This is a genomic window from Paenibacillus piri, from assembly GCF_004354045.1.
Lineage (GTDB): Bacteria > Bacillota > Bacilli > Paenibacillales > NBRC-103111 > Paenibacillus_S > Paenibacillus_S piri.
The window spans coordinates 77066-98632 of sequence record NZ_SMRT01000019.1; the positions used below are offsets into that span (position 1 = coordinate 77066).

Consider the following 21567-nt stretch of genomic DNA (forward strand, 5'->3'; position numbering starts at 1 on the left):
TTTACATCATTCCTTTCAGATAGACGAAGCTGAAGATGAAGATCCATACGACGTCCAGGAAGTGCCAGTAAAGAGAGAAGATGAATGATTTATTGGCGGTTTGAGAAGTCAGCCCGTTTCTTTTGACCTGGATCATAATCATTAATCCCCAGAATAGCCCGAATGTCACGTGAGCCCCGTGCGTCCCCAATGTCGTTAGCAGGATGGCTGTAAATGCGCTTGTTTGCAGTCCCGCTCCGATGTGCACATAATGGATGAACTCAAATATTTCTACACTTAAAAAGCCTGCCCCAAGCAAAAGCGTAATCGCGAAAAATGTCATCATTGCTTTCTTATGGCCAATCCGCATGGCATGGATACCGAGTCCGATCATAAAGCTGCTTGTTAAAAGCAAAATGGTTTCTATGAGAACCGGTGTGATTTCGAAAATTTCTTTACCCGTCGGACCGAGTGCAGTACGATCAACCAATGAGAAAAATGAAGCGAATAGCGTACCAAAGAGCATAATTTCCGCTCCGAGAAAAATCCAGAAGCCCAGTATATTCAGTTGATTTTGTTCTGTGCTGTATTCAAGCGGCAGCGAGTGATCGATTTTCATGAATGGGCACCCCGCAGTCTTTTTTCGGTTTCTTCAATTTCATCTGCAGTAATGTAATGGCCGTGATCCTTTTCGAATGAGCGGTAAATCAAGCATGCAAAAATAGCGATGGTTGTGATAATGACGGGAATCCACATGCCGAATACAAATGAAAATCCCCATGCAAAGAAGATGCAGCTCATAATAAACGGTGCCCCGGTATTATTGGGCATATGAATTTTTTCGATTTTGCCCGGAAATAAGTCATGGCCTTTTTTCTTGAAATCCCAGAATGCTTCGATGGAGCTCGTATTTGGCGTAACGGCAAAGTTATAGGCAGGAACGGGACTATGCGTAGCCCATTCCAGAGAACGCGCATCCCATGGATCCGAGCCGATATCTCTTGGAGCGTAACGTATGCTGTAATAGATCGTGTACACCAGCAAAATGAAGCCCACTGCCAAGCCAAGCGCTCCGATGAACGAAAGCAGATTGAGCGGTCCGAATCCGGTTGATTCCGAATACGTGTACATCCGGCGCGCCTGACCGTTCAACCCCGTAAAGAACATAGGGAAGAAGGTGACGTTAAAGCTGATGGCGATAAACCAGAACGCCCATTTCCCGAGCCTTTCATTGAGCATGAAGCCGAACATTTTGGGCCACCAGTAGGTCAAGCCGGCAATCATGGCGAACACTACGCCGGGAATAATCGTGTAATGAAAATGCGCTACCAGGAACATCGTATTGTGGTATTGATAATCCGCGGCCGACATGGCCAGCATCACTCCGGTAACTCCGCCGATGGTGAATATCGGAATGAAGCCTATTGCATACAGCATCGGCACGGTAAACACAATTTTTCCTTTCCAAAGCGTAAACAGCCAGTTAAATATTTTGATCCCGGTCGGGATAGCAATGGCCATCGTTGTGATCGAGAAAATACTGTTTGTCAGCGCGCCTTGACCCATCGTGAAGAAATGATGAGTCCATACGAGGAAGGAAAGGAAAGAGATAATCACCATCGACGCTACCATCGATTTATAACCGTACAGGTTGCGCCGCGCAAAGGTTGAAATAATCTCGCTGTATACACCGAATGCAGGCAAAATTAAGATATATACTTCGGGATGGCCCCATACCCAGAACAGGTTCGCCCACAGCATATCCATACCGCCATTCGTTGTAGAAAAGAAGTGCGTTCCGAATAACCGGTCCATCGTCATCATGGCGAGCGCTACGGTCAATACAGGGAAAGCAAACACAACGATGACGTTAGCCGTCAAGGCAGACCAGGAGAACATCGGCATTTTCATTAATTTCATACCGGGCTCTCTCATTTTTAAAATGGTTACAATAAAGTTAATGCCGGATATTAATGTGCCTATACCGGATATTTGCAAAGCAAGCGCGTAATAGTTCGTTCCTGCAGATTGGCTGAATTCATTGCCTGAAAGCGGGAAGTAAGCCGTCCAGCCTGAATCGGGGGAGCCGCCAATGACGAATGAAATATTGAGCAGCATGGCGCCCATGAAATACAGCCAGAAGCTCAGCGCATTCAAGCGTGGGAAGGCTACGTCACGCGCTCCGATTTGTAAAGGAACAACAAAGTTCATTAACGCATAAATGAAAGGCATTGCCATAAAGATGATCATTACGATCCCGTGCGTTGAGAACACTTCATTATAGTGCTGGGCATCCAGCAGCGTATTTTCGGGTACGGCCGTTTGCGCACGCATCATTAACGCATCAACTCCGCCGCGGAACAGCATAATGAGAGCGGAGATCAAATACATGATGCCGATACGCTTATGATCAACCGTCGTTAACCATTCGCGCCAGAGATAACCCCATTTTTTAAAATACGTTAAGCCAACGACGATCGCAATGACGGTGAGTGCGATAGCGACCATAGATGCATAAATGGCCGGACTTGGATGAGGTACGGCAAATCGTTCAAAAAAGCCCATGCTTTAATGTCTCCCTTCATGTGAAGTCTCTGTATGAGCCCCGGTGTGAGGTTGAGTCTCGGCAGGAACCTCGGCAGGCGTATCCGTGCGAGCATCAGTACCGGCTGACCCATGATGATGGCCTTCTTCCGGCGGCGGTAAAAATTCCAAATGCGTGCCTGTGAACGTTAACTGCCCAAGATGGCCCGGCTTCAGCAGCTCGTCGTATTTTTCTTTGGTAAGTGGCAGGGCCGTTTGTTTAACCTCTTTAATCCATTCATCAAACTTGGCTTGAGGTACGGCTTTCACGTTAAACGTATTTTCAGCGAACCCTTTTCCGCTGAAGTTGGCGTTACGTCCCATATATTCGCCCTGAACATCCGCCGCCAAATGCAAGGTGTTCACCATATCGGACATTGCGTATTTTTGTCCTCCCAGCTGAGGGATCCAGAAGCTTGTAATAGGTCCGTAAGAATACAGCCTGAATTCAAGCGGGCGATTCGTCGGGATGTACAAGTAGTTTACGGTTTCTATATTTTGTTCCGGGTAACTAAAATGCCATTTCCAGTTAGAGGATGCAGCGTAGACAACTAACGGTTTCTGATCCTCGTATCCTTGAGGCGTCGCTTCGACAATATAATTACTGCGAACAGACACAATAGAGAGAAAAATGATAATGAGAATGGGAATTCCAACAACGATCGATTCTACAGTTTTGCTTCCTTCAATGTGAGGAGGCTCATAATCATCCGCTTGCTTGGATGCACGGTATTTGATTAACATAAAGACCAAAATGACGAAAACAATAATGACAATAGCCGACATTAAGCCTATCGACAGCATGATGTCATCGGCCTGTCTCTGAGCCTGCGGTCCTTTAGGATCCAACACCGCTAATTTTCCGCAACCGGTTAATCCCGTGACCATAATCAGTAATGCTGCAAGTAAAGACCATTGATATTTCATTGATGAGCTCCTTTCCTGGGATCGATACTCTCAGAATAGTTGCACCAAACGAATAAAACAATCGGCTTTGAACGATGTCACAAATTTATGTGAAATTTGTCACATAGTTGTTTCAAGTACGCCACCATTTGTTCAAGAAGTCGGAGCAGGAGGCGAAAAACCAGATGCAAACCGTATTTCAGGGCGAAGCAATGCCAAATAAAAATACGATATTGTACCAGGATCGAACAGGTATTTTAAAAGTAAAACGGTAATACATATCATTAGTAATGATCATTAGAAAGGCGGTAGGGCATATGTACAATTCGGCATGGTCGCCTTTGCCAGCAATGAACACCTCATATACGCAACGTGCAGCTTGCAAAATTGAAGTTACAGGAGAAGGAACAGTTTCAGCAGCGCCGGACCAAGCAATTGCCGAGCTGGGGGCGGTTACAGAAAACATCAGTCTTACGGCTGCCCAAAAAGAAAATGCACAAACCGTATCATCCATAATAAATTCATTGCTGGAATTAGGAATCCCGAAAAAACAAATACAAACCGTCCAGTACAGAATCGATACGGAATATAGCTATGAGGACGGAAAACAAACGTTTCGCGGCTATAAAGTGACGCATATGCTGCAAGTTACGATTGATAAAATTGAGCAAACCGGCATCATTATTGACACTGCAGTGAATCATGGGGCTAATACTGTTTCCGGCATCCAATTTATTGCAACACATCGTAATGTCTACTATAATCAAGCATTATCATTAGCCGTTAAAAATGCAGAGTCTAAAGCAATGACCATCGCAAAAACGATAGGAGCGGGGATTGCGAAAATTCCATGTGAGGTTCAAGAGATAGCCCCTTCATTAGAGCCGGTACCCTATCAAGCCAAGCTTTACAGTCAAACCGCGGCTACCCCGGTACAACCGGGGGAATTGAAGTTTACAGCTTCTGTCAGGGTACAATATAATCTGGTTCCGGAAGGATAGACAGTAGAGCCCAAGAAATAGGCCAAATCCCATAGTTCCCGTCTCCTTTATGAATGTCGGTGGGTACGTGATTGGACAATTCACCCGTCAGCTGACCACCGATTCCCATTGGCTTCCTCTGAATAGACGGTTGCATTCATTGAACTGTCTATTTGTCATCCAGGCTAAAACAAAAAAAGCCCCACAATCCCAAAGGAAAGAGGGCTTTGATCACACTTACCGAACAAAGAAGGAGCGAGAAACATGATCAGTAAAATCGGCAGCAGCATGGATGGTGCCGGGGTTCGACGATCAGCACACATTATTATTTCCAAATAGATATAATCGGCTGAATTTGCTGAATATCCCTCAACAGCGGCAGACGATACACATCCTCTATCGTACGAAGTACGTTTTTATGATCCACATACTCGCTATACTGCCCCGGTTTGACCATCGGTCCGACAATAATAAGCGGTATATGATTCGCCTTCGCAAAGTCGTCCTCATCCCATGTAACGATTAGCAAGCTCCGATGTGTCTGCGCCCAGGTCACGTACGATTCCAAATTCGTTTTGAGCCAATCGTCCGCCTGCTTCACCGAACCATCATGCATATCGTCTTGATGATTAGGAATCACGAAAGATACGTTAGGCAGGTTGGTAAAATCCTGTGGAAATTGTGAAAATGGTTGATTTAGCTCTTGCGGTACGTTCGTAAATTGCACCCATGGGTTATGTTTGCGCGCGTAGCCTTTTGACGAGCAACCCGTGTAGCCGACCTCCGGTAAATCTTCCGAATATCCGGTGAAGGTCAGTTTGGCGTTTAACAATTCAGTCGCTAAATTTTGTGCCGTAAACGGCTTTTTACAGCCGTCGTCTGTTACTTCTTGTGTAGAGCCTGAAAACAAAGCGAGATAGTTCGGCTGGCTTGGATGAGTTACTCCATGCGCGTTGGTGAACAGTGCGCCGCCTTGAATGAGCGATTGTATATAAGGCGCATCGGGGCTTCCTACGATTTGATTATAGGAATGGTTCTCTTCGACGACAACGATAATATGATCAATCGGCGAAGTCAGACTTGTAATACTTGTAGCGGATTTAATGTTTACAAATACAGAGCTTGTCGCCTGATCCCAATCGACCTGAAGACCAAGTTGTTCTGCAAGAAAACGTACCGGGAGCATCGTGCTGCCGCTTTCGATATACGGCGCAGTTTCAAGTGTGAACGGGCTGCCATTCACCTGAATGACCGGGTCGCCGATCTTAAGCTCGATCATCATATTAGTCTTATCGAGGATAATTTTACGTTCCTCGTTCTTCCACGTTACTTGAAAGCCAAGCGCTTCGGTAATCGCCCGTAAGGGAACGAAAGCCGTACCGCTCACATTTTGTGCGCTGACCTCTGAGTTCAGTTTGTTACCGTTCATATATATTTGAGCCGGAACGCCGGCGTTTGCAGCCGTTGGAATCGATAGCGCCATACCGATCATCGCAACCAAGTAAAACAGCTTTTTCTTCAACATGCGGATTAACCCCCTAGATTTGGACGTGTCATGTGGACTCGACATGCCAGTTCCATTTATTCGACTTGTATTTAGTTCGATCTATTTGATCTGGCCAATAAACGTGTTCGCCGCACTGGAGAGCGGCATGTTGCGCATGATCATAATCCCTACCTGGGACGGAGGCAGCTGCACGTCCAATTGAATCTCAAAGAGAGTGCCGTTATCAAGCTCTTTGGAGACGAACTCCCTGGTCACGTAAGATATTCCGAGTCCTTTGCGCGCAAACTCGATAAGAAGATCAACGCTTCCAACCTCAATCTCAGGCTTCAGCTCATAACCGTATTCATGAAATAATTCCGTAATGGCCATTCGTGCCCGGCTATTCCGCGAGAACAAAATGATAGGATACCGCAGCAGCATTTCGAACGACAGCACTTTAGCCTTAAGCTCGGCGTAACGCGCCCCGGCTACAAAGCAATCTTGCAGCTGGATACCTTCCCTTACTTCGAGTTGGGTATCGATGATGGGCATACGAACTACACCCAGGTCAATTCTGCCTTCTTTTAAGAAAGTAATGATTTCCGGTGTCGTTCCATGAATCAGGGAAAGTCCTATGCCGGGATGCCGCTGATGGAATTCTTCCAGGAAGGGAAGTAAATAATGCTTGAACAGCGAATCGCTTCCGCCGATTTTCAGCTCTCCGCTGTCCAGATTTTTTAGTTCGTCCATTTTCTTTTCGGCGAGCGATATTAAGATGTGGGACTGTTCTATATAGGAATACAGAATGACGCCTTCTTGTGTCAGAGCAACACCTTTGGAATTCCGGTAAAACAAGGTGATGCCGAAGCTGTCTTCAAGCTGCTTGATGGCGTGGCTGACGCTCGGCTGGGTGAGAAACAAGACTTTAGCTGCTTGAGTCAAGCTGCCTGTCTTTGCCGCCCAATAAAACACTTTGTACAATTCGTAATTGATCATAGACCTCGTCTATAGCTCCTCTTAAATATATTAATTACTTGTATGCTTATAATTTGTATTATAGTTTAACCAAGTAAGAGAAACCAGTGCTTCCGATCGGAGTACGAAAGTATCGTTTCAGGTCATTGCCGTCAACGTCAATATCATAGGGATTCAGAGAGACGGCGAGGTTGAATTGTCCTGGCAATGGGTTGAACCCATCCTGCAAGCATTTGATAAAATCTTGTTCCGCCGCATCTTTATCCGGCCGGCACTAATGGACCGGTTGAGAAATACAAGAAATAAAAGGAGAACAATATGTCTATCACTCGAACCATTGATCAGTTAGCGGTTGATACCATTCGAACCTTGTCTATTGATGCGACCAATAGAGCGAATTCAGGTCATCCGGGCTTGCCGATGGGAGCCGCGCCAATGGCCTATGCATTGTGGGCCAAACTGTTAAACCATAATCCAAGCAACGCCAAATGGTTTAACCGGGACCGCTTCGTCCTTTCTGCCGGCCACGGCTCCGCATTACTGTACAGTCTCCTGCATTTGGCAGGATATAAAGTGTCGATTGAGGATTTGAAGCAGTTTCGCAAGCTGAACAGCTTAACGCCGGGACACCCTGAATTTGGGCACACGGATGGAGTGGAAGCGACAACAGGTCCATTAGGCCAAGGGGTTGCAATGGCTGTCGGAATGGCAATGGCGGAAGCGCATCTGGCATCGAAATTTAATCGGACCGATTTCCCGGTTGTCGATCATTACACGTATGCGCTTGTGGGCGACGGCTGCTTAATGGAAGGGATCTCGTATGAGGCGATGTCCATGGCCGGCCATATGAAGCTTGGCAAGCTCATTGTTTTGTATGATTCCAATGATATCTCTTTGGACGGAAACCTGAACCTTTCCTTCGGCGAAAATATGCAAAAGAGGGCGGAATCGGCTCATTGGGAATATTTGCGGGTTGAGGACGGCAACGACGTTGCTCAAATCGTCAAAGCGATTGAAGCGGCGAAGCAAAATGTTACACAGCCGACCCTTATCGAAATACGGACGATTATCGGTTATGGAAGCAAGGTGGCCGGAACGAACAAAGCGCATGGCAATCCGCTCGGGAAGGAAGAAGCAAAAGCTACAAAAGAAGCTTATGGATGGACCTATGAGGAAGAGTTCACCGTTCCGGATGAAGTTAAAGCTCACTTTGAACAGCTTAAACAAAAGGGCAAAGCTAAAGAAGACGAATGGAACCAATTGTTAGCTTCTTATGATGCCGAATATCCCGTACTTGGCAAGGAGCTAGTCCAAGTTATTGACGGCTCTGTATCGGTTGATGCCGCTAATATCTTAACATTTGATACATCCAAACCGATGTCCACCCGCGTAGCAAGCGGTCAGGCCATCAACCACTTTATTCAAACCGTACCTTCCATTTTTGGAGGCAGCGCAGATTTATCGCATTCTACGATGACGGATATCAGCGGTGATCAGGTGTTTGCCGTTGGCTCGTATTCGGGGCGTAACGTATACTTTGGCGTCCGTGAGCATGCGATGGGTGCAGCCGGTAACGGTATGGCATTACATGGCGGTGTGAAACCGTTCGTCAGCACCTTCTTCGTATTCAGCGACTACTTGCGTCCCGCAATACGATTAGCTGCTCTGCAAAAGCTGCCTGTTATTTATGTATTCACCCATGATTCCATTGCCGTCGGCGAAGATGGTCCGACACATGAGCCGGTCGAGCATTTGGCCGCGCTTCGTACGATCCCGGGGCTTACGGTTATCCGCCCGACCGATGCGAATGAAACGGCAAGCGCTTGGGCATATGCCTTGCAGCAAAATGACGGTCCGGTAGCGCTTGTGCTTAGCCGTCAAAATTTGCCGGTCTATGAGGAGACCAAATCCAGTGTTGAAGAGGTAGCCAAGGGAGCATACATCCTGACGGAAACCAATCCTCAACCGGATGTCATCCTGATCGGGACCGGCTCCGAGGTATCTCTGGCGGTTCGCGCCAAAGAGGAACTGGAGCGGGACAACGTCTCCGTACGCGTAATAGCGATGCCGAGCCGGGAGTTATTCGAACGTCAATCCGAAACGTATAAAGAGACTATCTTACCAAGCTCGGTCACGAAACGGGTAGCCATAGAAGCCGGCATTTCGTTAGGTTGGGAGCGGTACACAGGTCCGGACGGCAAAGTATTATCCATGGATTCGTTCGGTGCTTCAGGGCCGGGTAATGAGGTTATGGAATACTTTGGATTCTCGGTCAAAAATGTAGTTCAACTGACTAAAAACCTACTCAGTATATAAAAATTGGAGGAATGAACAATGAAATTTTTTATCGATACTGCCAACCTCGTTGATATTAAAAAAGCGTACAAAGTCGGTCTTCTTTCCGGCGTTACAACCAATCCTTCCCTCGTTGCCAAAGAAGGCGTTAGGTTTGAAGACCGCATTGCCGAAATCCTGCAGGCTGTTCCTAATGTTGAATCCGTATCGGCAGAGGTGACTCCGGATGCGTTAACAGCTGAAGACATGATCGCACAGGCCGAAGAGCTGATCAAAATTAACGGCGGAGACGAAAACATTACGATCAAGCTTCCCATGACTTTGGATGGTCTCGAGGCATGCCGTTACCTGACGGAGAAAGGCGTTAAAACGAATGTGACGCTGATTTTTACTGTCAACCAAGCATTGCTTGCGGCACGTGCAGGAGCAACCTATGTTTCTCCGTTTCTCGGACGTCTGGATGATATTTCCGAAGACGGCGTTCTGCTGGTAACGAAAATTGCTGAGATGTTCCGTATCCATAACTTGGACGCGCAAATTATCGCGGCCTCCGTCCGCCATCCGGATCACGTAACACGCGTAGCGATGGCAGGGGCACATATTGCTACGGTTCCGTTTCAAGTGATCGAACAAATGTCGAAGCATCCTTTAACAGACCAAGGGATGGAAAAATTCGCCGCTGATTGGAAGAAAGCAATACAAAAATAAAGTGCCGGTGTAAAAAGCAGGATCAAAGGACAAGTCTGAAGAAGAAAAAATCGCTTATCATAGCACAATATCGTGACATGGATGGTGGTTGTTTCCTTAGGAATACCTAGGGAAGCGGCCGCTTTTTTTTTAATCGCCAGAAAGTATTAATTTCTATGATATAGTGTTTATACTTTTTTTAGATTTCATTTAGAGTCCGTTAATAAACAAATATTATCATGAAATGGAAGGCAGGGAGTGAATGTAATGAGAAAACTGAGCACAACCGGAGAAGGTGGCTGCTCACACTCCATCTTTTGTTTTCCGCGATTATGCTAGGAGTGGTGTTTGTTTTTCTGTCTCTAAGCATAGCCGCGGCAAACACAAATGATGAAGGTGTACTCAAAGCGTGTTATACCATTATGCACATGTTGGCCAAGACGACTGTCCGGTATTCGACGATCGACACCTTGGTGACCGGAATTTTACTCTCTTTGTTGACACCAACGGGACTATTCAAACATTACTGGATTATCGCCAAAGAAGGGTTAACTTTACTAACTTGTCGGAATATTCGTGATGTCGGTCTTCAAACCGTGGGGATCGCGAAAGCAGAAACGCAAGTCAATCTAATGTGAGTGAAAAGGAGCTAAGAGACATGGAAAGCGAGATCGGAAACAAATCGGAAAATGGAAACAACGACAGGAAGCCGAAAACATTGATGGAAGCAGGCGAGGAAGTAAGAGGATCCGCCCGTATTCAATTTGTAAGGTTCGTATACGGGTTGCTGGCAGCGAGTTATTTAGCGTGCGTGATTCTTCAGGTGTTTTTCGCCGGATTGGGTGTTTTGGTGGATGCCGGCGATTTGCAGTTGCATCGAGTATTCGCGAATTATTTCGAGTTCGGATCGATCTTCATGTTCCTGCTGTCTTTTTTTGGACGCATCCGTGGAGGACTGCGGTGGTGGACTCTTGGGTTGTTCGTATTAACATCTTTGCAGCATGTTACGATTCAAAACTTCTCGGGGTCACTTCGGGCGCTTCATGCGATTGATGCGTTGCTTTTGTTTGGGATTTCAATCCATTTGACGAAACGCTCCTGGCGGTGGTTGCTGTTGCGGTCGGAAGTCCATTAGAAAATATGTGATTATTTTCTTACTGGTCGGTCACATTATCGTATCAGGAATAGCGCTTCAACTTATTAGCGATTTTGAGAACTGTAGTCACGGGTGCCGAAAAAAAAATAATCGCATCATACGGTTTAATTAGCTTGGTTATTCTGTTTTTCATATGGAATTTGTTGTAAATGGCAGGTTGAGCAGAACATATTTACATTACAAGCCGCTTAGATTGCGGCTTTTTAAGTTCATATTATAAAGTTCCGTGCTTCTTCCATTTCTCACTTATAGCTCAATAAATACGAAGATACGGTAGTTGGAGTTGGCCTCAGACGGGTAAAAGTTTGCAAGCATAATAATCATCGGCTATAATTAATAAACTGATCGGTCAGTTTATTTGTTTTATAATTTCGAATAACGGAGCAAATCACAATGGCAAGACCTGCTGGTCAAGGAGAAAAAACGAAAAAACTCATTGCGGATAGAGCGAAAGTTCTTTTCGAACAAAAAGGGTACGCTGCTACCTCGATGGAAGAAATCCGAGAATTTACCCAAACCAGCAAAGGCAGCATCTATTACCATTTTAAGAGCAAGGAAGAGCTGTTCCTGTATGCGGTTGAGGAATCCTCCAAAGCATGGCGGAGCTTATGGGAGGAACAAGCGAACAAAGTTAACACAGCGCAAGAGAAGCTGTATTTGCTTGCACGCTATTATGCTTCAGATATGCAAAATCCGCTGTCCCAAATCGTTATCGAATATATAGCATCAGAGAAAATTGAACACATGATGAAGGAAAAAATCTTACGTCTCATTCAGCCTGAGTACGACGTCTTTCATCAGATCATCGAAGAGGGTATACGTCAGCATGAGTTTGCAAGCAACAAAAATGTCGAAGACTTAGCCTACATTCTTTATGGCACACTCACGGGATTAAGTGTTACACAATTTTTCGGATATAGTGAAGAGAGGTTTTATTGCCTTTACGAACAAGCGATCGAAGTGTTCCTTTACGGTATTTCCAGACAGTAACCCCTGGTTTGAGAGGGGTATTATTTTTCAGTATTAATAGACCGTACGGTCGGTTTATTAATCACTTAGGAAATATCGCATAACCGCTGCCGTCGGTTGAAAATGATCATGGAAGGAAGGTAAGCGATGTACTTATTACCTAAACATCAATATGAAAAAGTAAGGTCGCTGTTTGAACCGTTCACACACCAGCTCATTACGAAATCGGTATTGGTTGGCAATACGGTTGGGGCGATTTACGTCGATCAAGTTGAGGAGCCGAAATCTGCGGTCATGAATGGAATCGTATTTGAAATGCTGTTTGCGGGCGATCCGGGGAACGAATATTTCAACCGAAAGTTCGGGGAAATGCTGGAGCGGGAAACCATTCTAGCGATGAAGGGAAGTGGAATGCCATACCTTAATTTGTATTATGAATCTGAAGCATGGAAGCAAGCAATTATGCTCGAAATAGCGAAGCGGCAAAAATTATCTCCGTTGAAGAAACGCTTCTATACGATGAATTCGGCAAGCTATGTGGCACCAATTAAACCGCTGAACCGGAACGCATCATTGAGGCTTCTCGACGGTTCGCTGCTAAGAGATCCGACACTCGATAACTTGGACCAAGTTATGCCGTGGATTAATTTGGCTTGGCCATCGGTGGAACGCTTTTTGGAACATGGAATCGGCTACTGCATTGTCGAAAAGAATACGATTGCCAGCTGGTGCTTGTCGTTATTTGCGGATTCGAAGCATCATGAATTTGGTTTAATAACCGATGAAGCGTATCGAGGAAAGGGCTATGCCAAAACTGCAGCTTCCGCTTGTGTCCGTCACTGTCTCGATGACGGAATGATTCCGTATTGGAATTGCGACGATCATAACACGGGCTCCGTCCTTGTAGCCGAGTCGATTGGATTCAAGAAGGAGCGAGAGTACAGTGTGTTTCAAATCTTCGTTGATTCCGAAAATGTATAGATCGAAGCGGGACGAATGAGCTTCTGCTTGCAAAGTAGTCGGGAGATGCTAAATTTGACAAATCTGTTTCAATTCGTTATAATTCCAATAATTAGGAAATTCAATAGTGAATCCAATGATAGAACAAAATATGCTGCGTTTCGTTCAGAGAGGGATTGTAATGGTGTGAAAATCCTGCGAAACTAACCATATTGCCGGTTCAGGAGTGCGGTTAATACCCGCCGGTTTGACCCGTTACAGTCAATAAAGCCGATTGTGCTGCTAAGAGCAAGTGCAATAACTTGGGTGGTACCGCGATAAAATCGTCCCATATTATGGGGCGATTTTTTTTGTCTAAAATTATATTTAAGGGGGAATAAAAATGAAATTGTATGCATCTGATGAGATCCGTACAAAGTACCTCGAGTTTTTCCAAGAAAAAAACCATGCCGTTATTTCAAGCTCTTCGGTTATCCCGGATAACGATCCGACAGTGCTTTTTACTACGGCAGGCATGCACCCGTTAATCCCTTATTTACTTGGTGAAAAGCATCCATCCGGAACGAGATTGACGAACATTCAGAAGTGCATTCGTACCGGGGACATCGAAGAAGTTGGAGACGAAACTCATTGCACATTTTTTGAGATGATGGGAAATTGGTCATTAGGCGACTATTTCAAGCACGAATCGATCGCTTGGAGTTGGGAGTTCATCACATCCTCCGAATGGCTCGGTATACCAAAGAGTAAAATTGCGGTTACCGTGTTTGAAGGGGATGATGATGCACCTTGCGATACGGAATCTTACGATATTTGGCGAAGGTTAGGCCAGAATGAAGAGGAGATATTCTTTTTGCCCAAGGCCGACAATTGGTGGGGACCGGCAGGTCAAACAGGCCCGTGCGGCCCTGATACTGAAATATTTATTATTTCCGAGAAAGAACGTTGCGGACCATCGTGTTCGCCTGCTTGCGGATGCGGGCGTTATGTGGAGTTCTGGAACAACGTATTTTTGCAGTACAACAAAACAGCCGAGGGCAAGTTCGAGCCGCTCACTCAAAAGAACGTCGATACCGGAATGGGTTTAGAAAGAGTGTTAGTTGCTTTAAATGGTGGCACAGTATACGATAGCGATCTCTTTTCGCCCATATTCGCCAGCATAGAATCACTTTCAGGCAAGACATACGAAGATAATAAAAAAGCATATCGTGTCATTGCAGATCATACACGAACAGCTGTTTTTATTTTGGGTGATACGTATGGAATAACCCCGTCCAACGTCGATCAAGGCTATGTGCTGCGTAGGTTGATACGTCGCGCTGTTCGTTTTGCTATGCAGTTGGGCATTCACGAAGGCGGATTGGCACAAATCGCTGAAGCAATAGTTGACCGATACAAATTAACTTATCCCGAGTTACAAACAAATCGCGATATGATTATCAGGGAGTTGCAGACGGAAGAAGCGCGCTTTCAGAAAACACTCGTTCAAGGACTGCGCGAATTCGAAAAGATTTCGGATTCGTTGGAAAATGGCCGGTTGGACGGAGAGGCAGCTTTTAAACTATATGATACATTTGGTTTCCCGATTGAACTGACTTTGGAACTGGCAGAAGAACGTTCTATCGTCGTCGATTTCGAAGGATACCGGGAGAGGCTTCAGAAGCATAAGCAGCTTTCTCAGGCAGGCGCGGCCCAAAAGTTTAAAGGAGGGTTGGCGGATCATTCTACGCAAACGGCTAATTTACATTCGGCAACTCATCTTCTGCACGCTGCATTACGAAAAGTGCTTGGTGACGAGGTGGCCCAGAAGGGCAGCAATATAACGGCCGAGAGACTGCGTTTTGATTTTTCATATCACCGTAAAATGACGAATGAAGAAATCGCGGCAACCGAGAGTATCGTCAATGAAGCGATTGCTGAAGGTGTGGAAATTACTTTTGAGGAGGTAACTTTAGACGAAGCCCGAAACACAGGCGCGATTGGGCTGTTTGAAAGCAAATACGGCGAAAAAGTAAAGGTTTATACAATTGGCATGTACTCCAAAGAGATTTGCGGCGGTCCGCACGCTGCAAATACGGCTCATCTTGGATCATTTAAAATCGTTAAGGAAGAGAGCTCATCTTCTGGCGTGAGACGGATAAAGGCAGTGCTGACACAACCATGAAGTAACGCTTTAACAAATTACTTTTATCATTAGGGTGGAGTTCGTTACCATTTTGTGTAAACTCTCAAATCGATCTATGAAACTGCGATGCCGCGGCTTTGACACGGAGCTCTGCGGCATGATGATCGGCGATGCGGCGATTACCTGAAACAAGGTCATCGCCAAAGCAATCAGAGCCTATCATGCCCCTCCTCCATGTAAAGCTGCTTTTGGCTGCTCGTCAATTAAATCCTTACTTGCTATTAAAAAATAGCTCTCTTGATTATACCCGACAATAACCACTCGATCTTCATCATCATATCCCATATCAAGGATATCTGTAGCTGTCAATATTTTCATTTCCAGCGTTTCCACTGCAATTACATGATATATCATTCAAATCACATCCCCTCATTTACATAATAATCGATCGATATAAAATCCAACATATGAAACTCTTGGAAATAAGCATTGACAAGACAAATAGTAAATATTACTATTTAACTTGTCAATGCTTATCGTTTATACTGACCCTAATTTATCGTGGTCTCAGTATCCCGAAAGGATAACATGTCATGTAATCGTAATAATTACGATCATAATTACGATCATAATTACGATCATAATTACGATCATATTCACATGATTAGTGGTTGGCAGCTTCAATCGCAAAAAACGTTCATATTTCATAAGAGGAGGAAACAAATGAAACGAAGATTAGGTTTGGCAGCAGTTCTGGCGTTTGCCGTTCTTTCCGCCAGCTGCACAAATGCAACAAAAGATGTTTCAACAAAGGCCGGCTCTCCCGACGAAATCGTGGTGTCAATTAAAGGGGAACCCGCCAAAGGTTTTGATCCTGCTTTCGACTGGCCGGGAATGGGTGAGGCCTTGTTTCAGAGCAAGCTGGTTATGTTTGATAAAGATATGAACATCGTCAACGACTTGGCTACTAAAAGAACAATAAGTGCGGACGGAAAAAATCTAATACTTAATTTGCGGCAGGATGTCCTATATTCCGATGGAAAGAAGTTTACGGCAAGCGATGTAGTATTTACCTTTGAAAAAGTTAGAGAAACAACCTCGTACATAGATCTCTCCAACGTAGAAAAAGTAACAGCGGAAGACGACTATACTGTAAATTTCCAATTGAACAATCCGGATTCCACTTTCGAATACACTTTGACACGCATTGCAATCATTCCAAAGCATGCGTACAACGAAGGCTACGGGCAGCATCCGATAGGCTCCGGTCCCTATAAATTTGTTGAATGGCAAAAAGGACAAAAGCTGATTATTGAAGCTAACCCGTTATATTATGGAAAAAAACCAAACATTAAAAAGGTGACGTTTTTATATCTGGATATGGATGCGAGCTATGCGGGGGCCAAAAGAGGGGAAATCGATCTGGCCCGTGTAAGTATGGACTATATCGGTAAGCCCATACCCGGTTATAGCCAACGAAGTATCGAAACGATGGATATTGTGTCCATCAGCATGCCGACTGTAAAAAGAGGGACCTATGTGATGGATGGGATACCGATTGGCAATGACGTGACATCCGATGCAGCGATTAGAAGAGCGTTATCCTACGGAATGGATCGGGCCGGTATTGCCGCAAATGCATTAAATGGCGGAGCGCGCCCGGTTTATTCCCATAATCCGGGTATGCCGTGGGACACTGAAGCGAACAATCTGAAGAATGCCGATGTGGAAACGGCCAAAAAAATTTTGAAGGAAGGCGGATGGATTGACACGGATCAAGACGGTATTGTCATGAAGAACGGCAAGAAGGCCGAGTTTACTCTGTTTTATACTCCAGGTGAAGTAGAGAGGCAAGCGGTCGTATTGGGTGCACAGGAAAGCGCCAAGAAAATCGGCATTAAAATTAATTTGGAAGCCAAGGTGTGGGATGAGATCAGCAATCAAAAGCTGCTCTACAAAGAGGCGTATCTCTTCGGCAAAGGAGCGGACAGCCCGTTTGAAATCTATACCAATTTCAGTTCAGACCGAATTACAAAAGGCACAACAAATTCGCCAAGCTACAAGAATGTACAGGTTGATGAATATTTGAGAAAGGCGATTCAAACAACAAACCAGAAGGAAGCTATGGAACTATGGAAAAAAGCGCAATGGGATGGAAAGAATGGCGTAAATTCATTGGGGGATAGCCCGTTCATTCCGATGGTCGCGTTCCATCATACCTTTTATATCAAGAACGGTGTAGAAATCGGTGATTTCAGGCCTGCACCGCATCGGGGTGCCTATTGGATTACGGTGGACAACATCAAGGACTGGGTGAAAAAGTGATATGTCAATAGCGCTAAAAAGTGAAAAAATTAATCAACACGCCAATGCCGTACATATCGTTGCATTTTTGATTAAAAAAATGTTACGCCTGCTTTTACTTTTTTTTGCTGTTACGGTTATCTGCTTTATTTTAATGAAGTTTTCCCCTATTGATCCGATTGAAGCGTACATTGGAGGAGAGCATGTTTCGTTGCCGCAGGAGCAAATAAATAATTTGCGCGAATATTGGGGACTTAATGACAGCTTTACCGTAAGGTATGTCAAATGGATAAAAGGGCTCCTTAGCGGTAACATGGGAACCAGCATCGTGTACAATCAACCGGTAAAGGCCGTCATTTTGGAAAAATTCTCCGCATCGCTTCTTTTAATGGGAATCGCATGGGCACTATCCGGTATAATTGGTTTTACAATGGGAATTATTGGCGCGATGAACAAGGGCAGACTCGCAGACAGGCTGATTAAATTATATTGCTTAACTTTGGCTTCAGCGCCCATTTTCTGGGTTGGCATTCTGCTTCTGATTGTTTTCTCGGTTAAGCTGGGCTGGTTTCCCATAGGATTGAGCGCTCCGATTCATGTTTACGCAGCTGATGTAAGCTGGGGCGACAGGCTGTACCATCTCATTTTACCGGCGTTGACCTTGAGCCTGACGGGGGTGGCGAGCATTGCCATGCATACAAGGCGCAAATTCATCGATGTTTTGGACAGCGATTATACGCTCTTTGCTAAAGCAAGAGGCGAAAGCAAATGGATGATTGTAAGAAGGCATGGCCTTCGAAATATTTTGTTACCGGCCATTACGTTACAATTTGCATCGATTGCGGAATTGTTCGGGGGCTCTACTTTGGCGGAAGGAATTTTTTCTTATCCGGGTCTTGGCAATGCGGTTGTTCATGCCGGCATCAGGGGTGACCTGCCGCTTCTTGTAGGAATCAGCTTGTTTGCAGCCGCATTTGTATTCGTTGGAAACTTTATTGCCAATATCCTGTATGCCTTGATAGACCCGCGCATAAGAGAGGGGAATCAACGTGGATATTAAGACACATGTTTACTCTGATAAAGCAAACAGTTCTTTTGGTAAAAGATTTTTTAATATGAGGCAGCAAACCATGCTTTATATCGCTCTCTGCGTGTTATTGCTAAGTATCATCCTTATAGCAGGGAATCTGATTACAGAAGAAGCGTTGCGTGTAAGCTTCACCGAAAAAAATCTTCAACCGTCACTCAGTCATATTTATGGGACCGATTGGTTTGGGCGAGACATGTTCCTTCGAACGGTCAAAGGATTGTCGCTTAGCATTATCATCGGAGTAGCAGCTACTGTAGCAAGCGGTATGTTCGCTCTTATTCTGGGAATTGCAGCAGCGATAGGCGGTAAAAAGCTGGATGCTTTCATCAACTGGCTTATAGATGTAGTCATGGGTATGCCTCACTTGATTTTCCTTATCTTGATTTCTTTTGTCTTTGGAAAGGGGCCGCAAGGTATCATCATTGGTATCGTCCTGACCCACTGGACCTATATTGCACGTGTCATCCGCGCAGAGGTTCTGCAGCTAAAATCCAGCCAATATGTACGGGCGTCAAAAAGCTTTGGAAAAAGTAACTGGTATATCGCGAGACATCATATTTTGCCTCATGTGCTTCCGCAATTTTTGGTAGGGCTGATTTTAATGTTTCCGCATGCGATTCTACATGAAGCCTCGCTTACCTTTTTAGGATTCGGGTTGTCCCCTCATCAGCCGGGAATCGGAGTCATCTTGTCGGAATCACTCAATTATTTGAGTACGGGCCAATGGTGGATTGCGCTGATGCCTGGTTTGTCTTTACTTGTCATTGTCATATTGTTTGATCTATTAGGCGAGAAGGTAGAAGCTCTAATTAACCCATATAAGGCGCACGAATAGGAGACGGATATGGAACTAAAGAAGCCGTTGTTGGAAGTACGGGATTTTGCGGTCCATTTCAAACAATACGGAAAAGGGCTGCATCGGAAAGATATACAAGTAATTTCGAACTTTACGCTTGATCTGTACGCTGGAGAAATATTAGCCATTGTAGGGGGTAGCGGCTCAGGAAAAAGCTTGCTTGCCCATGCTATTTTGGGGATTCTTCCAGCAAATGCTTACACTAGCGGAAGTATCAAATACAAAGGCGAAGAGCTCACGCCCAAGAAAAAAGAACAACTGAGAGGCAGGGAAATATCCCTTATACCACAATCTATCAGCTATTTGGATCCGCTAATGAAAACAGGTCATCAGATCGGCAGCCCGTTGCAAAACTTGAAAGGCACCGTAAAAAATATTATGAAAAGATTCCAGTTGGCGGAGTTGGTGGAACAGAAGTATCCCTTCCAGTTATCAGGCGGTATGGCCAGACGGGTTCTCATAGGAACAGCTCTATCCTCGGGAGCACAGTTAATTATTGCGGATGAGCCCACACCCGGACTGCACAAATCGATGGTGGATGAGACGCTGAGCTCTTTAAAAGAGTTGGCAAATAATGGCCGCGGGGTTCTGATGATCACCCATGATATCGATTTGGCCTTTATTATTGCGGATAAGATTGCTGTTTTTAACAAGGGAGTATCGGTAGAGATCGCTGACGCCAAGTTGTTTGAAGCTTCTCCGGACAATGTAGCGCACCCTTACAGTAAAGCTTTATGGCATGCCTTGCCGCAAAACGGCTTTCATTCCATCCGAGGCATGGATTATGGTAATTACATCGATGCTGTACAGCATTCCGGGGATGGTGAAGCATGAAATTAGAAGCAAAAAATATTTATTATAAATATGATGGCGGCAAAGAATGGGTACTTGAAAATATTTCGCTCGATGTAAACGCAGGTGAAGTAGTAGGGCTTATTGGAAGCAGCGGACGCGGCAAAAGCACATTGGGAAAAATCATGGCTGGGCAAATCAAGGCAGACAAAGGTGAAGTGCTGATTGACGGAGTGCCTGTTTCAAGAGGCATATATTGTCCGGTACAGCTTATTTACCAGCATCCCGAACTTGCGGTAAATCCAAAATGGAAGCTGGGTAAAACATTGAGAGAAACGGGACAATACGACGACGGTCTAAGAAAGGAAATGGGGATTCGCGAGGAGTTTCTAAACCGATGGCCTAATGAATTATCCGGCGGAGAGCTCCAAAGGATCTGTGTGATGAGGGTGCTCAAGCCACAAACACGATTCATTATCGCAGATGAAATCAGCACTATGCTGGACGTCATCACTCAATCGCAAATCTGGGATATTGTACTCGATTATGCCAAAAAAGAACATATAGGCATTTTGGCGATTACACATAATGAACATTTGGCCCAAGCCATCTGTACAAGGACGGTGCATTTGACGTAGCAGCTTAAAGCAGGGCACTTGCGGGCATCATGCTCTATAAAGAAGCAGAGGACCAGGAGGATCCTCTGCTTGTATAAGAAAAGCTTCTTTGTTGATTACGCTTTGTGCTACTTGCTTGATCCGGCAATTTGCCGGATCTTTTTTAATATATCCTCATTGTTCATATCTTCGCCCATTGCAAACACTTTTCGTATTTTTCCTGCACCGTCGACAAGAAACAAGGAGGTCACACTATGTACAAATTGGCCATCCGGCATCTTCTGAACCATAACCCCGAAGCTTTTTGCGACTTCTCCGGTTTCCGCCTCCGTTCCGGTCAACAGTTTCCAGCCCGCATAATCCATCCCCATCCGGTCCCCGTACTTTTTGAATACTTCCGGCGTATCTTTGACAGGATCAAAGGTAATAGATTGAAATTGTACTTTGCTTCCCCACAAGCCTTCCTTTTTAAGCTCCTCCTGCAGCTTTACCATGTTATAGGTGGTCATGGGGCATACGTCCGGGCAACTGGTAAATAAAAACTCGATCAGCCGCACTTTCCCGTCGGAATCGCTTAATTGCACGGTTTCTCCTTCAAGATTTTTTAATGTAAAGGGAGGGGCTGGCTTGATGACGGGCAGAGCAGGGCTCTCCTGATTAAGCCAGGAAACGATACTACCTATAAACAGGGCAAGCAGTAGCAGAACCAACAGTTTAAATCCATGCTTGTGTATAATTGCTTTCATAAAGTTCTCCTTATTCATGTATTCGTCGGGTCTGTTGCATAATTGGCCTCATTATAACACA

Annotated in this window: 19 protein-coding genes; 12 read left to right on the forward strand and 7 right to left on the reverse strand. The window is 45.1% G+C overall.

Going from position 1 to position 21567, the window contains the following annotated elements:
• Position 1: 1 nt before the first annotated feature.
• The 3 genes from qoxC to qoxA are packed head-to-tail and all read right to left on the reverse strand — an operon-like array spanning position 2 to position 3489.
• Positions 2-598: a cytochrome aa3 quinol oxidase subunit III gene (gene qoxC, locus E1757_RS28955; protein ID WP_133234818.1), complete on the reverse strand. Its 597-nt coding sequence runs from the start codon at positions 596-598 to the stop codon at positions 2-4.
• Positions 595-2544, reverse strand: coding sequence for a cytochrome aa3 quinol oxidase subunit I (gene qoxB / locus E1757_RS28960; protein ID WP_133234820.1), 1950 nt, complete (start codon positions 2542-2544; stop codon positions 595-597). The genes qoxC and qoxB overlap by 4 nt, the downstream gene beginning before the upstream one ends.
• Positions 2545-2547: 3 nt before the next feature.
• Entirely contained in the window at positions 2548-3489 is a 942-nt protein-coding gene (gene qoxA, locus E1757_RS28965; protein WP_133234823.1) for a cytochrome aa3 quinol oxidase subunit II, read from the reverse strand.
• A gap of 296 nt (positions 3490-3785) precedes the next feature.
• On the opposite strand from qoxA, the gene E1757_RS28970 reads away from it, so the two are divergent.
• A complete protein-coding gene (locus E1757_RS28970) occupies positions 3786-4469 on the forward strand; it encodes an SIMPL domain-containing protein (protein WP_246079621.1) in 684 nt (227 codons plus the stop codon).
• Between the two features lie 304 nt (positions 4470-4773).
• Here the strand turns inward: E1757_RS28970 and E1757_RS28975 are convergent, their stop codons facing one another.
• Positions 4774-5973, reverse strand: a complete 1200-nt coding sequence (locus tag E1757_RS28975) for an alkaline phosphatase family protein (RefSeq protein WP_246079622.1) — start codon at positions 5971-5973, stop codon at positions 4774-4776.
• Positions 5974-6054: 81 nt separating this feature from the next.
• Complete coding sequence (locus E1757_RS28980; RefSeq protein ID WP_133234825.1) at positions 6055-6930, reverse strand: LysR family transcriptional regulator; 876 nt, start codon at positions 6928-6930, stop codon at positions 6055-6057.
• 303 nt (positions 6931-7233) lie between these two features.
• Between E1757_RS28980 and tkt the strand changes: the two genes are divergently transcribed.
• The 6 genes from tkt (at position 7234) to E1757_RS29015 (ending at position 15140) form a co-directional block, all read left to right on the forward strand.
• On the forward strand, positions 7234-9225 hold the full coding sequence (tkt, locus tag E1757_RS28985) for a transketolase (RefSeq protein WP_133234951.1): 1992 nt from the start codon (positions 7234-7236) through the stop codon (positions 9223-9225).
• A gap of 18 nt (positions 9226-9243) precedes the next feature.
• Positions 9244-9912 (forward strand): fructose-6-phosphate aldolase, encoded by a 669-nt coding sequence (gene fsa, locus E1757_RS28990; protein WP_133234827.1) that lies wholly within the window; start codon positions 9244-9246, stop codon positions 9910-9912.
• A 637-nt stretch (positions 9913-10549) separates the two neighbouring features.
• A complete protein-coding gene (locus tag E1757_RS29000) occupies positions 10550-11026 on the forward strand; it encodes a DUF6220 domain-containing protein (protein ID WP_133234829.1) in 477 nt (158 codons plus the stop codon).
• Positions 11027-11440: 414 nt separating this feature from the next.
• Positions 11441-12037 (forward strand): TetR/AcrR family transcriptional regulator, encoded by a 597-nt coding sequence (locus E1757_RS29005; protein ID WP_133234831.1) that lies wholly within the window; start codon positions 11441-11443, stop codon positions 12035-12037.
• Between the two features lie 126 nt (positions 12038-12163).
• Complete coding sequence (locus E1757_RS29010; protein ID WP_133234833.1) at positions 12164-12997, forward strand: GNAT family N-acetyltransferase; 834 nt, start codon at positions 12164-12166, stop codon at positions 12995-12997.
• 361 nt (positions 12998-13358) lie between these two features.
• Positions 13359-15140 (forward strand): alanine--tRNA ligase, encoded by a 1782-nt coding sequence (locus E1757_RS29015; protein ID WP_133234835.1) that lies wholly within the window; start codon positions 13359-13361, stop codon positions 15138-15140.
• A gap of 180 nt (positions 15141-15320) precedes the next feature.
• On the opposite strand, the gene E1757_RS29020 is transcribed toward E1757_RS29015, so the two are convergent.
• On the reverse strand, positions 15321-15515 hold the full coding sequence (locus E1757_RS29020; protein WP_133234837.1) for a hypothetical protein: 195 nt from the start codon (positions 15513-15515) through the stop codon (positions 15321-15323).
• Positions 15516-15824: 309 nt separating this feature from the next.
• Here E1757_RS29020 and E1757_RS29025 point away from each other — a divergent pair, with 309 nt between their 5' ends.
• From E1757_RS29025 to E1757_RS29045, 5 genes are read left to right on the forward strand one after another with little or no spacing between them, the layout of a single operon-like run.
• Positions 15825-17426 (forward strand): ABC transporter substrate-binding protein, encoded by a 1602-nt coding sequence (locus tag E1757_RS29025; protein ID WP_165972333.1) that lies wholly within the window; start codon positions 15825-15827, stop codon positions 17424-17426.
• A 1-nt stretch (position 17427) separates the two neighbouring features.
• Complete coding sequence (locus E1757_RS29030; protein ID WP_220446550.1) at positions 17428-18465, forward strand: ABC transporter permease; 1038 nt, start codon at positions 17428-17430, stop codon at positions 18463-18465.
• Entirely contained in the window at positions 18455-19330 is an 876-nt protein-coding gene (locus E1757_RS29035; protein ID WP_246079623.1) for an ABC transporter permease, read from the forward strand. Before E1757_RS29030 ends, E1757_RS29035 begins: the two co-directional genes overlap by 11 nt.
• A gap of 9 nt (positions 19331-19339) precedes the next feature.
• Positions 19340-20185 carry an ATP-binding cassette domain-containing protein gene (locus E1757_RS29040; RefSeq protein WP_133234841.1) on the forward strand — a complete coding sequence of 282 codons (846 nt, stop codon included), beginning with the start codon at positions 19340-19342 and terminating at the stop codon, positions 20183-20185.
• On the forward strand, positions 20182-20781 hold the full coding sequence (locus tag E1757_RS29045) for an ABC transporter ATP-binding protein (RefSeq protein ID WP_133234843.1): 600 nt from the start codon (positions 20182-20184) through the stop codon (positions 20779-20781). Before E1757_RS29040 ends, E1757_RS29045 begins: the two co-directional genes overlap by 4 nt.
• A 107-nt stretch (positions 20782-20888) precedes the next feature.
• On the opposite strand, the gene E1757_RS29050 is transcribed toward E1757_RS29045, so the two are convergent.
• Positions 20889-21506 carry an SCO family protein gene (locus E1757_RS29050; protein WP_133234845.1) on the reverse strand — a complete coding sequence of 206 codons (618 nt, stop codon included), beginning with the start codon at positions 21504-21506 and terminating at the stop codon, positions 20889-20891.
• Positions 21507-21567 lie beyond the last annotated feature (61 nt).

Excerpts from the sequence above, each read along its gene's own strand:
- E1757_RS29010 (WP_133234833.1), top strand. The coding sequence starts at position 12,164 with ATGTACTTATTACCTAAACATCAATATGAAAAAGTAAGGTCGCTGTTT.
- qoxC (WP_133234818.1), bottom strand. The coding sequence starts at position 598 with ATGAAAATCGATCACTCGCTGCCGCTTGAATACAGCACAGAACAAAAT.
- E1757_RS28975 (WP_246079622.1), bottom strand. The coding sequence starts at position 5,973 with ATGTTGAAGAAAAAGCTGTTTTACTTGGTTGCGATGATCGGTATGGCG.
- E1757_RS29015 (WP_133234835.1), top strand. The coding sequence starts at position 13,359 with ATGAAATTGTATGCATCTGATGAGATCCGTACAAAGTACCTCGAGTTT.
- E1757_RS29030 (WP_220446550.1), top strand. The coding sequence starts at position 17,428 with ATGTCAATAGCGCTAAAAAGTGAAAAAATTAATCAACACGCCAATGCC.
- E1757_RS28970 (WP_246079621.1), top strand. The coding sequence starts at position 3,786 with ATGTACAATTCGGCATGGTCGCCTTTGCCAGCAATGAACACCTCATAT.
- E1757_RS29005 (WP_133234831.1), top strand. The coding sequence starts at position 11,441 with ATGGCAAGACCTGCTGGTCAAGGAGAAAAAACGAAAAAACTCATTGCG.
- E1757_RS29025 (WP_165972333.1), top strand. The coding sequence starts at position 15,825 with ATGAAACGAAGATTAGGTTTGGCAGCAGTTCTGGCGTTTGCCGTTCTT.
- E1757_RS29040 (WP_133234841.1), top strand. The coding sequence starts at position 19,340 with ATGGAACTAAAGAAGCCGTTGTTGGAAGTACGGGATTTTGCGGTCCAT.
- qoxB (WP_133234820.1), bottom strand. The coding sequence starts at position 2,544 with ATGGGCTTTTTTGAACGATTTGCCGTACCTCATCCAAGTCCGGCCATT.
- E1757_RS29020 (WP_133234837.1), bottom strand. The coding sequence starts at position 15,515 with ATGATATATCATGTAATTGCAGTGGAAACGCTGGAAATGAAAATATTG.
- fsa (WP_133234827.1), top strand. The coding sequence starts at position 9,244 with ATGAAATTTTTTATCGATACTGCCAACCTCGTTGATATTAAAAAAGCG.
- E1757_RS28980 (WP_133234825.1), bottom strand. The coding sequence starts at position 6,930 with ATGATCAATTACGAATTGTACAAAGTGTTTTATTGGGCGGCAAAGACA.
- E1757_RS29050 (WP_133234845.1), bottom strand. The coding sequence starts at position 21,506 with ATGAAAGCAATTATACACAAGCATGGATTTAAACTGTTGGTTCTGCTA.
- qoxA (WP_133234823.1), bottom strand. The coding sequence starts at position 3,489 with ATGAAATATCAATGGTCTTTACTTGCAGCATTACTGATTATGGTCACG.
- E1757_RS29000 (WP_133234829.1), top strand. The coding sequence starts at position 10,550 with ATGGAAAGCGAGATCGGAAACAAATCGGAAAATGGAAACAACGACAGG.
- E1757_RS29045 (WP_133234843.1), top strand. The coding sequence starts at position 20,182 with ATGAAATTAGAAGCAAAAAATATTTATTATAAATATGATGGCGGCAAA.